Below are 14631 nucleotides of genomic sequence, written 5' to 3'. Positions count from 1 at the left end.
CAGGCTAAAACGGAGGAAAAACGCAGGAAGCCACTATGAGCCACACGTCGTCTTTACAAAAACCTCAGGGCAGCGCCCGAACCATCTTCAACGTTACCAGCGGTAACTTCCTTGAAATGTATGACTTTATGGTGTTTGGCTACTACGCCACCGCCATCGCGAAAACCTTCTTTCCCGGCGACGATCCATTTGCCTCGCTAATGTTAACCCTGATGACCTTCGGCGCCGGATTTTTGATGCGGCCGCTGGGCGCTATCGTGCTTGGCGCCTATATCGACCAGCATGGCCGCCGCAAAGGGCTGCTGCTGACGCTGGGGCTGATGGCGATCGGCACGCTGACCATCGCGCTGGTGCCAGGCTACGCCACGCTGGGCGCCGCCGCGCCGATTCTGATCCTGCTGGGCCGTCTGCTGCAGGGCTTCTCCGCCGGGGTTGAGCTGGGCGGCGTCTCGGTCTATCTGGCGGAGGTTGCGCCGAAAGGGCGCAAAGGCTTCTTCGTGAGCTGGCAGTCGGGCAGCCAGCAGATTGCGGTGATCTTCGCCGCGCTGCTCGGCCTGCTGCTTAACCATCTGCTGGCGAAAGAGGCGGTGACGGAGTGGGGCTGGCGTATTCCCTTTGTCGTCGGCTGTATGATCGTGCCGTTCCTGTTCTGGATCCGCCGCATGCTGGAAGAGACCGAAGCCTTCAGCCAGCGTAAACAGCATCCGACCATGCGCCAGATTATGCGCTCGCTGGCGAGCAACTGGGCGCTGGTGCTGGCGGGCATGTTGATGGTGGTCACCACCACCGTGATGTTCTATATGATCACCGCCTTTACCCCGACCTTCGGCAAAACCGTGCTGATGATGAGCGACAAGCAGAGCTTCCTGGTGACGCTGTGCGTTGGCCTCTCTAACCTGATCTGGCTGCCGCTGATGGGTGCGCTGTCAGACCGCATCGGCCGCCGTCCGCTGTTAATTACCTTTACGCTGCTGATGATCCTCACCACCTGGCCGGTGCTGCACTGGCTGGTGGGATCGCCGACCTTCGCCCATCTGATGGAGGCGGAGCTGTGGCTCTCGTTCCTCTACGCCAGCTACAACGGCGCGATGGTGGTCTATCTGGCGGAGATTATGCCTGCCGAGGTGCGCGCCTCCGGCTTTTCCCTCGCCTACAGCCTGGCAACCGCGCTGTTCGGCGGCTTTACGCCCGCCATCTCCAGCTACCTGATCCACGCCACCGGCGACAAAGCGATGCCCGGCGTCTGGCTTACCTTCGCCGCCGTCTGCGGCCTGATCGGCACATTGCTGATTGGCCGGATGGTGAAACAGTATCGCGCGCGCCACGGCGCTGCCGTCGCCAGCGCCTCGATCTAAAACGAGAGGTCCACCACCACGCTGTCGGTGTAGTCGCCCGCAGGCGGCGTGTTTTGCGTGGTGAGGATGCGCGCGGTGTAGCTGTAGCCGCGCGTCAGCCCATCGCTGCTGACGCTGGTGGAGCTGGCGCTGCTGTAGCGTTCGCTGCCGCTCGGCCCCCAGCGGTTGCTGCTGGTTCCCTTGTAGATCTCATAGCTCAGTCGGTTAGTGCCGCTCGCCATCTGGCGCTGCGTGCCGCTGACGTAGTTGCCGTTGCTCAACCCCACCGTGTAGGTGCTGCCTTTACTGCATACCACGTTAATCGTCTGCGACACGGCGGAGAAGCTGCCGACCAGCGGCGCGCTGCCGAAGCTGATATTGGGCGAGGTAATGGTGGTGCAGTCGTTGCTGACCACCAGGGTGACGCTGATGGGGATCACGCCGCTGCCAGTCTGCGGCGACAGGCAAATATTGCCGACGCCGACGCTGGTGCAGATGTTATAGGTCACCGCCAGGTTGAGCGTGGTGGTATAGGTGCCTGCCGCCACCGTCTGGCCCGGCACGGTGCGCAGATAGACCGGAATGGCGAAGTTAAGGCTGCCCAGCAGGCCGGCGAGGTTGACCAGCACCGACTGGCTGATGACGTAGGCGGCGGCGCCGATGGTGAGTTCGGTGGCGCAGGCGCTGTCGATGCAGAGCTGCACAGGGATATTATCGGTGCCGGTGTCGCCGCTGCGTTTCAAGGTGCCGCGCGTGCCGCTGACGTTGGTGGCGCCGGTGAGCTGAAAGGTGATCTGGTTATTGCCCAGCAGCGACAGCGCCGAGCCGGAGCCGCAGTTGACGTTGGCGTTGGTCGAGGTGTTTTGCACCGTGCTGTTCACCACAAAGGTGGTGACCGAGCCGAAGCTGGCGGTGGAGCTGGGTAGCGTGCAGGCGGCGCGCGCCAGGGTGGGAAAGAAGAGCAGCAGCGCCAGCATCAGCAAAATTTTCTTCATGGCGTGATCCCTGAGGTGGAGTTATCGGGGCTGGGCACCGGCGCGCCTGCTGGCCTGGGCGGCAGCGGGCAGGTGATCGGGCCATAGGTTTTCAGCGCCTGCGGCTGGCCGTTGGCGATAGTCAGCTCGGCGCTGCAGGTGCGTCCATCGGGCGTGGCGACGCGCATTGGGTTGCTGGCGTGCAGGTTCTCCATCCACGCGATGCCGTCCCAGCCGACATACTCTGTCGCCTGACCGTCGCGCAGCACCTGGCTGGAGACCGGCAGCGGCTGGCCGTCGGCGTCGTGCAGGATCACGCTGGCGGCGCGCAGCTTCTCCACCGGGAAGTGCAGCAGATAGCCGCTCTGGCGCTTCACCGCGAAGCGCTGCTCCACCTTTGGCGTGGTGATATCCGCCGGCAGGTCGAGGGTGTCGATATCGTATTTGGCCGGATAGTAGCTGCTGATTGACGGCACCAGCAGATAGCCGTTGCGGTCGGTGCGTCCCATCGACTGATTTTCATAGCGCACGTTGACGTCGGGATAGCTGGTTTTCACCACCACGAAGGCGTCGTTAATGGCGTTGGCGGCGAACACCTCGCTGTCCATCAGCACCAGCGAACCGGTGAGATCCGCCCACTGGGTGTTGTAGTCGTCGTCGCCGTAGAAGCCCGCCGAGGTGTCGATTTTGTTGTTGCGCCAGCGCAGGCTTCCCTGACGGTAATCGCCGCTGTTGCCGCCCTGATTGGCCCAGGAGGCGTCCCAGGCGAAGCCGCCGTCGCTCGGCATCGAGCGCGACAGGTAGAGCCGCTGATTATTCTCGCCCTGCTGGTCACGCTCCATGCTGACCGAGGCGCTGCCGTGCTCGCCGAACGGGATCACCAGCGAAATCGCGCCGCTCCACGCGCCCTGTTGCTGGTCGCGGCTGGCGGAGACGTAAAGGCTGGAGTTGCCCCACAGGGTTTTGCTCCAGGAGAGATTGAGCAGCCGCGTGTGCTGGCCGTCGCCGCCGCTGATATCGATATAAGCCGCGCCGAGGCTGCCATACTGGCTCAGCGACACGCTGGCGTTGTACTGGGCGCTGCGGCGCGCCAGGCTATAGGTGGTATTGCTGGTATCGCTGTTGCCGGTCCGGCTACTGAGCAGCGCCAGGTTGCCGAATTCGCGGCTGCGCAGCGTATGCTGCGTGCCGATGCTGAACCAGCTGTTGTTGTACTGATAGCCCCAGCTGTACTGCGTGCCGGCCGCGCCGTTCATCTGGCTCTGCGCCAGCGCGCCGTTCAATACGCCCAGGCTGCCGACGCGGAACATCGCGCCCGCGCCGCCCATCGCCAGAGTGTCGCTGCCTTCAGCATGGGTTTCCAGCGTCAGCCAGTCGGTGGCGCCGTAGCGCAGCGAGCCACTCGCCGCCGCCTCGCCGTAATCGAAGTTTTTAATGCCGTAGCTGTCACGAAACGCCCCCGCGGAGAAGGAGTAGTCGCTCAGGCCCGCCTTCAGCAGCGTGCTGGAGACGTAAAACGGCAGCGTGGTGGTCACCTGTCGTCCCACGGCGTCGGTGGTGGTGATCACCGCGTCGCCCGCGCCGTTAACGAAAGGCACGTTGGTCAGCGACCAAGGACCGGGCTGCACGTTCGCCTGGCTGGAGCGATAGCCGTTGATAAAGAGATCGACGGTCGAGGGCACCGCCGCCTGGCCGGAAAACGCCGGCAGCGGATAGGTCACCAGATCGGGCCGCACGCTGAAGTCGCGGCCAATCTGGATGCCGCCGAGCCGCACGCTGTTGCTCCAGCTCAGGGCATCGGTGGTGAGATCGCCGACGCGCCAGCTGATGACGTTGTTCTCATCCTCGTTGCTCCACCAGGTGTCGTAGCGGATATAGCCGTCATCCTGCGCGGGCGCACGCCCCTCCATCTGCTGCTGCCAGACGCCGTTGCTGGAGAACTGGCCCGCCGCGCCGAAAAGCCGCAGCTCGTTCCAGGCCGACAGCCGCGTGCCGGCGTTGGTGGTGCGCGTGGCGTAGAAATCGTAGTTGAACAGCGCGCCGGTGCTGGTGCGGCCGGGATAGCGCGGGCCGTTCTGCGCCTCGCCGATCACCTGGCCCGACAGCCAGTCGGGCGGCACCGTCAGCAGCAGACGCTGACGACGATCGTCGTAGTCCGCTTTTACCTCGCGCCACTGGCTGACGTCGACCTGCTGCGGGTCCGGCAGTTTTTCCGCCGGAATGCCGGCGCGCTGCAGGTCGCCGGCGCGCAGCAGAAAGTGGCCGTCGCGCCGCTCGACCGGCACGATAGCGCCGCTTTCGCGCTGGTTAACCACCAGCTCCAGCATATAGCGCTGCTGCTCGCCGCTGCTCGCCAGCGACGGCGGCGGCGGCAGAGACGAAAAGGTCTCCGCCAGCGCGGCGGCTGACGTCAAACAGGCGCAGACGCTGGCCACCGCCAGCGCGCAGGGGCGAAGGGAGCGTGCCATTTAGCGGCTGGACGCGCTGCGCCAGGCGCCGGCGTTGGTCTCTGCCGTCAGCTGACCGCCAACGGCGGCTTTCAGCGGCCAGCGGTTTTCGCTGCGCGCCAGCACGTAGCCGAACAGACCGTCGCCCAGCTTACGTCCGCCGATGACCACATTGCTGAGGCGCGCATGGCCGCTGCCGCGGTTGGCGATAAGCAGCCAGGATTTGCCGCCTTCGCTGATCGTCCGCCAGCTCAGATCGGGCTTTGCCGCGTCGCGCGTCAGCCCGTCGCCGTAGACAAACAGCGGCACCGAGTAGCGCATCTGAAAGTTGAGGCCCGCCTGGTTTTCCCCTGGCGTGCGCGGCGTCGGGATCTCGTCGAGCACCACGCGGTAGGCCAGCTCCTGACCCGCGCCGGGCGGCGTTTGCTTAATCAGACGCACCAGCTGTTTCTGACCCGGCTCGATGCGTACCAGCGGCGGGCTGGCGACCACGCTTTGCTGGGTGGCGTACTGCTCCTGGCCACCAACCTGCTGCCAGCTAAAGATGCGCACCTGCATCAGCGTCGTGACGCTGCCGCGATTCTCCAGCCACAGCTCGCTGGCTTTTTCATCCGGGTTGATGCTGGGATCGATGGGCCAGATCATCAGCGAATTGGCCGCCTGGGCGCTGGTCGCCAGCAGGGATATAAAGAACAACAGGGCGCGCATCATCACATTTCTCCTTTAAGCATGCGGCTACCAGCTCAGCGTCACGGTCAGTGTGTCGGTATAGACGCCAGCGCGCGTCGGCCCAGGCAGTTGCAGCAACCCGTAAATCGGCAAAGTGATGTTATTGGCGTTGCTGTAGCTCAGCGCGACGGCGCTGTTGACCGGGATCGCGGTAGTACGGCTGGCGTTGGAATAGAGGGAATAGGCCACGGTATTGGTGTTGCTGGTGTGTTTCAGGTTGCGCGTGGTGGTGTAGTTAGTGCCGCCGTTGATGCTCATGCTCAGGGTGGTGCCGGGCGTGCAGGCGAGCGTAATCGCGGTGCTCTGCACAAAGCTGGCGCTGACGCTGCTGCTGGCGACGCCCGACTGCGAGCCGAAATCAAGCGTGCCGAAGACCCCGGTATTGGTACCGGAGACGACGCAGCCCGCCACGATGGAAGCGGACACCTGAAACGTGCTGGTAGGCAGGCTCCAGGCGTGTAGACTTCCTGTCAGCAGGGGCAGCGTGCAGATTAGCGTGCGCAACGCGCGCGGCACTGCCACCCAGAGGCTCCCGACCGCGCGATCAGTAATTCACGGCGACGTTGATGGTGTCGGTGTAGGTCCCTGCCGGGATCAGCGGGTTGAAGCCGCCGCCGACCACGCGACCGTAGATGGCGTAGTTGGTGCCCAGCGTCGGATCGGTGGTGCCGCTGGCGGCGATATTGGTGTTGTTAGCGATAGCGGTGGTAAAGGCCGCGTCGCTGTAAAGGGTGTAGGCGATCCCCTGCGTATTGTTGGAGCCGAGGATCAGGTAGCGCGGCTGGCCAGAAACGGTGCCGAAGATGGTGGCGGGCGCCGCGTTGCTGCTGGTGACCTGCACGTTGTAGGTCTGACCGGTGGTGCAGCGCACGTAGATGCCGTTGCCGGAGGCGCCGACCAGCGTGGCGTTCAGGGTATCGAACGTCGCCGCGCTGCTGCCGAAGTTCAGGGTACCGAAGTTAACGCCGGTGGTAGCGGACTGGCCGTTGACCAGACAACCGGTGGTGAGCGTCAGGGTCGCATTAATGGTCCCTGTGGTGGTGGCGCCAAAAGTCACAGAAGGCAGTACGGTGGTCAGTCCCGCAGCGGCAAACAGAAAAAGCTTGAGTTTCATAATCAATCCTTACCGATTATCCAGAGTCAGTGCTTTTTCACCCGGTGACCAATTAGCAAATCCAGCAAAATATCTCAGTGGCGGCTCTGGCTGCGCCAGAAATTACCTGTCTTCTTAGAATCTTCTTAGTTTTTGGCTAAGGGATTTTTATAAATTTTACTTACTATAGATCAGCGTACAAGACTCAGTGAAGCGATACGTTAATTTTTCATTAATCAATTCGCTTATCCGGTCGATAAACCAGTAATACCAATATGTTGTGTCAGATGAAAAAAAGCAAAGCGGGTAACATTTCGCCCTCTATCGTCGCTTCGCTAACAGTGATATGTTCATGCATTAATCAGACATAGTTACGCTTTTTTCAGCCAGACCAGGAAAGGTCTTACTTATCTCCCGCCCGAGCGGGACGGCGGCATTCGGCCCTGAAAATAATAAACCGCACGGCTGGCCGATATTTTATCCGTCTGTTGTTGTTTGAAATCGTTGTTGATGACAACACCCCGCCTGCTGACAGACGGGGTGTGAGGAGTTGCACATGCTGCTGGTCACCTGGGATAGCGTTCTGGTCGGCGTTTCGCTGATCGTCGCTTTTATTGCCGCGTTTACTGCGCTGGATACGGCAGGGCGCGTCGCGGTGTCGCAAGGCTGGCAGGCGCGTTTATGGCTGATGGTCGGCGGCGTCGCGATGGGCATCGGCATCTGGGCGATGCACTTTATCGGTATGCTGGCGATGATGATGCCGATGCATTACGACAGCGGCCTGACGGTGCTATCGCTGCTGGCGGCCTGCGGCGCCTGCGTGCTGGCCTTTGCCCAGACCCAGGGCGGCTCGCGCTTTAGCCGACGCCGCTGGCTTAGCGGCAGCGCCATGCTCGGCAGCGGCGTGGCGGCGATGCACTACATTGGCATGCGCGCGCTGCTGATCTCGCCCGCGCCGCACTGGCGCCTGTCGCTGGTGGCGCTCTCCGTCGCCATCGCTTATCTCGCCTCCGCCGCGGCGCTCTGGCTGGCGTTCCACCTGCGTCAAAGCGAAAAAAATCTTCTGACGATGCGCGCGCTCGGGGCGCTGGTGATGGGCGTCGCCATCGCCGGCATGCACTATACCGGCATGGCGGCGGCGCAGTTCGATCGCCACAGCATGACGCTGGCGCAGGGCGTCAGCAGTCAGGGGCTGGCGGTGTGGGTGGCGCTGGTGACGCTCTCTATTCTCGGCTTTACGCTGCTCGCCTCGATGCTGGACGCGCAGCTGCGCGCGGCGCGGCTGGCGCAGCGTCTGAAACAGGCGAACCAGGAGCTGCATCAGCTGGCGATGCACGACAATCTGACCGCGCTGCCCAACCGCGTGATGCTCGAGCAGCGGCTGGACGCCGCGCTGCGTCAGGCGTCGCGCGACGGCGCGGGCTTCGCCCTGATGTATATGGATCTCGACGGCTTCAAGGCGGTGAACGACACCTGGGGCCACTTTGTCGGCGACCGCCTGCTGATTGCTGTCGCCGACCGCCTGCGCGGCCAGCTCGACGACGACATGCTGCTGGCGCGCCTCGGCGGCGACGAGTTTGTGCTGCTGACAACGGGCAACGACAGCGCGCGCGCCGTGGCGCTGGCGCAGCGGCTGGTCAGGGCGATCGACGCCGCGTTCGAGCTGGACCGCTATCTGCTGCGCGTCTCGCTCAGCGTCGGCGTCGCCCTCTGGCCGCAGCACGGCCGCAGCAAGCAGGAGCTGATGTTCAACGCCGATTCGGCGATGTACCACGTTAAATACAGCGGCCGCAACGGCTGCTGCCTGTTCGAGCCGGCGATGAGCGCCAGCGCGCAGCACCAGCTGGCGCTGGCCAACGATCTGTGGCAGGCGCTGGAGCGCCAGGAGATGCGGCTGTTCTATCAGCCGAAATTCCGCTCCAGCGGCAGCGAGCTGATCGGCTTTGAGGCGCTGCTGCGCTGGCAGCATCCCACGCGCGGCCTGCTGATGCCCGATATCTTTCTGCCGCGCGCGGAGAAAACCGGCCAGATCGTCGCCCTCGGCAACTGGGTGATCAACGAAGCCTGCCGCCAGCTAAAACAGTGGCACAGCGACGGGCATGAGCACTGGACCGTCTCCGTCAACCTCTCGGCGCTGCAGTTTCACCAGCGCGATCTGCTGGAAACCGTGCGCCAGGCGCTGCTGTGCCATCAGCTGCCGGGCGGCGCGCTGACGCTGGAGATTGCCGAAACCGTCGCCATGCGCGATCCGCAGTTTAGCCAGCAGCGCATCAGCGAGCTGCAAAAAATTCAGGTAAGCGTGGCGATCGACAACTTTGGCATCGGCTACGCCAACCTGCTGCATCTCAAGCACCTCGACGCCAGCGAACTGAAGATCGACCGCAGCTTTATCAACAGCCTGCGCGCCGACAGCGAGGACGCCACCGTAGTCAGCGCGATGCTGGCGCTGGCGCAGACGCTGAATCTGCGCATGGTGGCGGAAGGGGTGGAAACGGAAGAGCAGCAAACGCTGCTGACGCGGCTCGGTTTCGACGCGCTGCAGGGCTATCTGCTGGGCAAACCGACCCCTGCCGACCGCGTCGGCGACTTCATTGTCAGCTGACGATAGATTTTAACGCTCAGAGACATCGGAAGCTTTCATCGTGGCTGGCTAATAACCCTTTGCCTTTTGCCGATAACCTGAGCAAATAATTCATCCCTGTGACTTTTTCATTACAACACCACAGCTGCGTTTTGGGCTTTAACGGAACTTCACTATGTTAGTGACCTCATACGATTCGTTTACCGTCATTGTGTCGATCCTCGTCGCAATGCTGGCCTCCTTTACCGCGCTGGATATGGCGGGCCGCGTCGCGACCTCGACCGGCAGAGTCGCGCTGATCTGGCTGTTTGGCGGCGGCTTCGCCATGGGCGTCGGCATCTGGGCGATGCACTTTATCGGCATGCTCTCCATGACTATGGAAATGGTGATGAGCTATGACGCGTCGCTGACCGGCGTCTCGATGGCGATAGCCGTTGTCGCCTCGATCTTCGCGCTCTGGCTGGTCTGCCAGGGCGATCTGCCGCTGAAAAAGCTGCTGGGCGGCGCGCTGGTGCTGGGCAGCGGCGTGGCGGCGATGCACTACACCGGCATGGCGGCGCTGATGTTCTCGCCCGGCATCCGCTGGAACTGGGGCTGGATCGCCGTGTCGGTGGTGATTGCGCTGGTGGCGTCGGGCGCGGCGCTCTGGCTGGCGTTCAACCTGCGCGACGGCACCACCGGCCGCACCACGGTCCTGCGCCTCGGCGCCTCGGTGGTGATGGGCTTCGCCATCGCGGGCATGCACTATACCGGCATGGCGGCGGCCAGTTTCCCGGCGCACAGCCACGCCATGCAGATGGGCGTCAACAGCAACTGGCTGGCGATTCTGGTCACGGTGGTGACGCTGGCGATCCTCGGCATTACGCTGCTGGTGTCGATGCTGGACGCGCGCATGCAGGCGCGCACCGCCATCCTGGCGCGGTCGCTGGCGGAGGCGAACCGCGAACTGGCGCAGCTGGCGCTGCACGACAACCTGACGCGTCTGCCGAACCGTATTCTGCTGGAGGATCGCCTGGAGCAGGCGATCAACAAGGCCAACCGCGAGCGCACCCAGTTCGCGCTGATGTTTATGGATCTTGACGGCTTCAAGGCGGTCAACGACGCCTTTGGCCATCACGTCGGCGACAACCTGTTGATCGCGGTTACCGAGCGCATGAGCGAGCAGATGAAGGGCTACTACACGCTGGCGCGCATGGGCGGCGACGAGTTCGTGCTGCTGATTGAGATAAACGATCCCAACGACGCCGCAACGGTCGCGGATACGCTGGTGAAAGCCATTGAGCGGCCGTTTGAGATCTCGCGCTACGAGCTGATGGTGTCGCTGAGCATCGGCATCGCGGTCTATCCCGGCGACGGCAACGACGAGCGCGAGCTGATGTTCAACGCCGATGCGGCGATGTACCACACCAAAAACAACGGCCGCAACGGGCACAACTTCTTCCAGCCGTCGATGAATACGCTGGCGCAGACCCAGCTGCAGCTCAACAACGATCTCTGGCACGCGCAGGAGAACAACGAGCTAAGGCTCTTCTATCAGCCGAAATATTGCGCGCCGCGCGGGCCGATCATCGGCTTTGAGGCGCTGCTGCGCTGGCAGCATCCCACGCGCGGCCTGCTGACGCCCGACGTTTTTCTGCCGCTGGCGGAGAAGACCGGCATGATCGTCACTATCGGCGGCTGGGTGATTAATGAGGCGTGTCGCCAGCTGCATCAGTGGCGTCAGCAGGGGCATCTGAACTGGTCGGTGGCGGTGAACCTGTCGGCGCTGCAGTTTGAACAGAGCAATCTGGTGGAGACGGTGACCGAGGCGCTGGCGACCCACGACATCCCGCCTGAGCTGCTGACGCTGGAGGTAACAGAAACCACGGCGATGCGCGATCCCGACGAGAGCGTGCGCATCCTGACCGAGCTGACGCGGCTGGGGGTAAAAGCCTCGATTGACGACTTCGGCACCGGCTACTCCAGCCTGCTCTATCTCAAGCGCCTGCCGGCCAGCGAACTGAAAATCGATCGCGCTTTCGTCAATGAGTTACAGCATCAGACCGAGGACGCCACCATCGTCTCGGCTATCGTCGCGCTGGCGCAGTCGCTGGATCTCAAAGTGGTGGCGGAAGGGGTAGAAACCGCCGAGCAGCAGGCTTTCCTCACCGGCTTAGGCTGCAACACGCTGCAGGGCTATCTGCTGGGCAAACCGGTGCCGCCGGAAAAGGTCGCCGAGCTGCCCAACTTCGCGCTGGAGGCGGAAGAGAAGCGCCAGGCGGCGCTGCCGCACAGCATCTGCGAGGCGACGCCGGGTTAACGCGTAGAATTGTTGCGATGTTATTTGTGTTTGGTTAGCAAAATCATGCTTTTATGTTGAATTTGCTGATCAGCGCACATTGCAACGGCACCGGGTTTTGCCACACTTAGCTGAACGCTAACCGGAGACCCTGTATGACTGCCTCTTCTTCCAGTCTGTTGTTGCTGATGTCCTTCGCGGCAGGCACGTTCGCTGCCGGATCGTCGAATAATCCGCAGCACCTGATGCTTGCCAACCCGTCGGGCGGCGTGCCGAATAATCCTCTGCCGCTGATCATCTGGCCGCGCGTCGCGCCGGATGACGCGGAGGAGGAGGATCCCGATCTCGCCAGCTGGTTCGAGCAGACCTTTGCCCGCCACGGCTGGCCGCCCGCCTGGCGCTACGACATTTTTCCCTACACCCATTACCATCCAAACACCCATGAGCTGCTGGGCGTGGCGCAGGGCTGGGCGGAAGTGCTGTTCGGCGGCGATACCGGCCGTATGGTGACGCTGCGCGCCGGCGATGCGGTGCTGATCCCGGCGGGCGTCGGCCATAAACAGGTCTACGCCAGCGAGGACTTTATGGTGGTCGGCGCCTATCCAGAGGGATTCTCGCCGGAGACCAGCCGCGACGAGCCGGCAAAACTGCAGGCGGCCCAGCAGCAGGTGAAGCAGGTGCCGCTGCCGACGCGCGATCCTTTTACCGGCGAAGCGGGCGCGCTGACCGAGATCTGGACGCCGATCGCTGACCATCTCTGACCCGCGCTGCGTCATCATACTGAAAACATCTCGCCTTATTTTTGGCGTCATCATCGTCGAAAAAAAGGCGCGTTATGTTTTCTGTCGATCAGGTTGTCGAACGTTTCTGGCCGCAGGCGCAGCCCGCCGGCTGGCAGCGTCGCGCGCTGCGCTGGGCGCTGCGCGAAGAGGAGTTTCAGCGCTTCGCCGCGCGCTATCCGCATCTGAAAGGGCTGGATATGGTCGAGCAGATGCTGGAGCACCTCGACGTGCGCTGCGAGCTGAGCGAGCGCGATCTGGAGCAGATCCCGCCGCGCGGGCCGGTGGTGATCGTCGCCAACCATCCGCTCGGCGCGCTTGACGGGCTGGCGCTGCTGTCGGCGGTGGCGCAGGTGCGGCGCGATGTCAAAATTGTCGCCAACCGCATGCTGACGATGCTAGAGCCGCTCAACGCGCTGATGCTGCCGGTCGACAATATGGGCAACCGCACCAGTCGCGATCAGCTTGAACATATGCAGCAGCATCTCGCCGGTGACGGCGTGCTGATTATTTTCCCGGCGGGTGAGGTATCGCGCCTTGGCAGCCGCGGCGTGCGCGACGGCCGCTGGCATCACACCTTTCTGCGGCTGGCGGCGCGCGCCCGCGCGCCGCTGCTGCCGGTATTTATCGACGGCCGCAACAGCGCGCTGTTCTACGCGGCGGCGAAGATCGCCCAGCCGCTGGCGCTGCTGATGCTGGTGCGCGAAATGTTCCGCCAGCGCGGCGCGCGCATCAAACTGCATATTGGCGCGCAGATCCCGTTTGCGCACTGGCATGACGGCCATACGCCGGGCAAAGCGCTGGCGAAGCGGCTACGCAAGCATCTCTATCGCATCGGCCAGCAGCGTCCTGGCCTGTTCCAGACGGAGAAAGCGATCGCCCGCGCGGAGGATCGCGCCGAGCTGAAGCGGGCGCTGCGCGACAGCGAGCACCTCGGCACCACCGGCGACGGCAAGCAGATCTACCTGTGGCGGCGCAACGGCGCCACCTGGGTGCCGCTGCTGCGCGAACTGGGACGGCTGCGCGAAATCGCCTTTCGCGCCGTGGGCGAGGGCAGCGGCCGCCGTCGCGATCTGGATAATTTCGACGACGACTATTATCACCTGATCCTGTGGGACGACGCGCAGCTGGAAATTGTCGGCGCCTACCGCTTTATTCCCGGCGAAGAGCAGCTCGCCCGACGCGGGCTGGAAGGGTTCTACAGCCACAGCCTGTTCCACTATGACGAGCGGATGATGCCGATTTTGCAGCAGAGCATCGAGCTGGGCCGCAGTTTTATTCAGCCTGCCTACTGGGGCAAGCGCGGTCTCGATTATCTCTGGCTCGGCATTGGCGCTTATCTGGCGCGCTATCCGCAGACGCGCTACTTGTTTGGGCCGGTCTCGATCTCCGGCGGCATGCCGCTGGCGGCGCGCGACCTGCTGGTGGCTTTTTACCGCCTCTATTTCCCCACCGAACTGCCGCTGGCGACGTCGCGTCGACCTTATCCCGCCTCGCTGCCGGAGGTGCTGGCGCAGTTCAGCGGCGACAACTATCAGGAAGATTTGCGCAGGCTCAAGCAGCTGTTAAGCAATCTCGGCTGCGCCATCCCCACGCTCTATAAGCAATATTCTGAGCTGTGCGCGCCCGGCGGCGTGCAGTTTATCGACTTCGGCAGCGATCCCGATTTTAATCACTGCATCGACGGGCTGGTGCTGGTGGATTTAACCCGGCTAAAGCCGTCGCGCTATGAGCGCTATATTGCGGTGCATCAGTTGCCGGTAAAGGAGCAGGCGTAAGGCGGCGGTATATTTACCCTTTAACTTTATCTACGCAGGGCGTATTTTGACGTATAACCCTTTTTTTAGCAGGGTTAAATTTTAGTTCGCTCGCAACAGGCTTACAGATAAACAGAGGTTTCAGATTTAGCCCTAATCAGGGCTACTGATTGCTCAGGGAAAATATCGCTATGAAAAAAATGCGTCAGAGAATAATCGTTTGTCCCGTCATACAAAATGAAGGCGAATACTTGCTATGCAGAATGGCCAAAGATCGCGGCGTTTTTCCGGGGCAATGGGCGTTACCAGGCGGGGGTGTGGAACCTGACGAAACAATCGAAAACGCGTTGCGGCGTGAAATCAGAGAAGAATTAGGCGACGCTCTTGAGATCGCCCATATTCAACCCTGGACATTCCGCGATGATAAGCGAATGAAAACTTACGCAGATGGCTCACAAGAAGAAATTTATATGATCTATCTGATATACGACTGCGTTACTGCCAACAGAGCGATCACGTTCAACGAAGAGTTTCAGGAAACGGCCTGGGTTGCTCCTGCGGCGCTTAAAACGATGGACCTGAACGAGGCCACCCGGCTCACTTTCCGTCAGAAAGGGCTGATATAAGCGCCTGAAGCTCAGAACTTCCCTGCTTATATC

The 14631-nt window shown here is 62.4% G+C and carries 11 protein-coding genes; 6 read left to right on the top strand and 5 right to left on the bottom strand.

Annotated elements, in window-relative coordinates:
• The first annotated feature begins 35 nt into the window (after positions 1-35).
• A complete protein-coding gene (tcuC, locus tag B2J69_RS13000; protein WP_081139789.1) occupies positions 36-1355 on the top strand; it encodes an MFS transporter in 1320 nt (439 codons plus the stop codon).
• On the opposite strand, the gene B2J69_RS12995 is transcribed toward tcuC, so the two are convergent.
• From B2J69_RS12995 to B2J69_RS12975, 5 genes are read right to left on the bottom strand one after another with little or no spacing between them, the layout of a single operon-like run.
• On the bottom strand, positions 1352-2329 hold the full coding sequence (locus tag B2J69_RS12995) for a Csu type fimbrial protein (protein ID WP_081139787.1): 978 nt from the start codon (positions 2327-2329) through the stop codon (positions 1352-1354). The genes tcuC and B2J69_RS12995 overlap by 4 nt on opposite strands.
• Positions 2326-4776 (bottom strand): fimbria/pilus outer membrane usher protein, encoded by a 2451-nt coding sequence (locus B2J69_RS12990; RefSeq protein WP_081139785.1) that lies wholly within the window; start codon positions 4774-4776, stop codon positions 2326-2328. The genes B2J69_RS12995 and B2J69_RS12990 overlap by 4 nt, the downstream gene beginning before the upstream one ends.
• Positions 4777-5466 carry a fimbrial biogenesis chaperone gene (locus tag B2J69_RS12985; RefSeq protein ID WP_407944744.1) on the bottom strand — a complete coding sequence of 230 codons (690 nt, stop codon included), beginning with the start codon at positions 5464-5466 and terminating at the stop codon, positions 4777-4779.
• Between the two features lie 24 nt (positions 5467-5490).
• Positions 5491-5976, bottom strand: a complete 486-nt coding sequence (locus B2J69_RS12980) for a Csu type fimbrial protein (RefSeq protein ID WP_236722728.1) — start codon at positions 5974-5976, stop codon at positions 5491-5493.
• A gap of 52 nt (positions 5977-6028) precedes the next feature.
• Positions 6029-6598 (bottom strand): spore coat protein U domain-containing protein, encoded by a 570-nt coding sequence (locus B2J69_RS12975; RefSeq protein WP_081139779.1) that lies wholly within the window; start codon positions 6596-6598, stop codon positions 6029-6031.
• A gap of 535 nt (positions 6599-7133) precedes the next feature.
• On the opposite strand from B2J69_RS12975, the gene B2J69_RS12970 reads away from it, so the two are divergent.
• The 5 genes from B2J69_RS12970 (at position 7134) to nudI (ending at position 14598) form a co-directional block, all read left to right on the top strand.
• Complete coding sequence (locus B2J69_RS12970; protein ID WP_081139778.1) at positions 7134-9179, top strand: putative bifunctional diguanylate cyclase/phosphodiesterase; 2046 nt, start codon at positions 7134-7136, stop codon at positions 9177-9179.
• A 154-nt stretch (positions 9180-9333) separates the two neighbouring features.
• Positions 9334-11457 (top strand): putative bifunctional diguanylate cyclase/phosphodiesterase, encoded by a 2124-nt coding sequence (locus B2J69_RS12965; RefSeq protein ID WP_081139776.1) that lies wholly within the window; start codon positions 9334-9336, stop codon positions 11455-11457.
• 134 nt (positions 11458-11591) lie between these two features.
• Positions 11592-12197, top strand: coding sequence for a cupin domain-containing protein (locus B2J69_RS12960; RefSeq protein ID WP_081139774.1), 606 nt, complete (start codon positions 11592-11594; stop codon positions 12195-12197).
• A 74-nt stretch (positions 12198-12271) separates the two neighbouring features.
• On the top strand, positions 12272-13993 hold the full coding sequence (locus B2J69_RS12955) for a lysophospholipid acyltransferase family protein (protein WP_081139772.1): 1722 nt from the start codon (positions 12272-12274) through the stop codon (positions 13991-13993).
• A gap of 179 nt (positions 13994-14172) precedes the next feature.
• Positions 14173-14598, top strand: coding sequence for a nucleoside triphosphatase NudI (gene nudI / locus B2J69_RS12950; RefSeq protein ID WP_081139849.1), 426 nt, complete (start codon positions 14173-14175; stop codon positions 14596-14598).
• Positions 14599-14631: the final 33 nt, after the last annotated feature.

This window comes from Pantoea latae (genome assembly GCF_002077695.1).
Lineage (GTDB): Bacteria > Pseudomonadota > Gammaproteobacteria > Enterobacterales > Enterobacteriaceae > Pantoea > Pantoea latae.
Note: the sequence above shows the minus strand (reverse complement) of the source record. Positions and strands in the feature narration are given on the sequence as shown.

What these genes read in the sequence shown, in the direction of transcription:
- B2J69_RS12965 (WP_081139776.1), top strand. Translation starts at nt 9,334, where the DNA reads ATGTTAGTGACCTCATACGATTCGTTTACCGTCATTGTGTCGATCCTC.
- B2J69_RS12960 (WP_081139774.1), top strand. Translation starts at nt 11,592, where the DNA reads ATGACTGCCTCTTCTTCCAGTCTGTTGTTGCTGATGTCCTTCGCGGCA.
- B2J69_RS12995 (WP_081139787.1), bottom strand. Translation starts at nt 2,329, where the DNA reads ATGAAGAAAATTTTGCTGATGCTGGCGCTGCTGCTCTTCTTTCCCACC.
- B2J69_RS12975 (WP_081139779.1), bottom strand. Translation starts at nt 6,598, where the DNA reads ATGAAACTCAAGCTTTTTCTGTTTGCCGCTGCGGGACTGACCACCGTA.
- B2J69_RS12970 (WP_081139778.1), top strand. Translation starts at nt 7,134, where the DNA reads ATGCTGCTGGTCACCTGGGATAGCGTTCTGGTCGGCGTTTCGCTGATC.
- B2J69_RS12955 (WP_081139772.1), top strand. Translation starts at nt 12,272, where the DNA reads ATGTTTTCTGTCGATCAGGTTGTCGAACGTTTCTGGCCGCAGGCGCAG.
- tcuC (WP_081139789.1), top strand. Translation starts at nt 36, where the DNA reads ATGAGCCACACGTCGTCTTTACAAAAACCTCAGGGCAGCGCCCGAACC.
- nudI (WP_081139849.1), top strand. Translation starts at nt 14,173, where the DNA reads ATGCGTCAGAGAATAATCGTTTGTCCCGTCATACAAAATGAAGGCGAA.
- B2J69_RS12990 (WP_081139785.1), bottom strand. Translation starts at nt 4,776, where the DNA reads ATGGCACGCTCCCTTCGCCCCTGCGCGCTGGCGGTGGCCAGCGTCTGC.
- B2J69_RS12985 (WP_407944744.1), bottom strand. Translation starts at nt 5,466, where the DNA reads ATGATGCGCGCCCTGTTGTTCTTTATATCCCTGCTGGCGACCAGCGCC.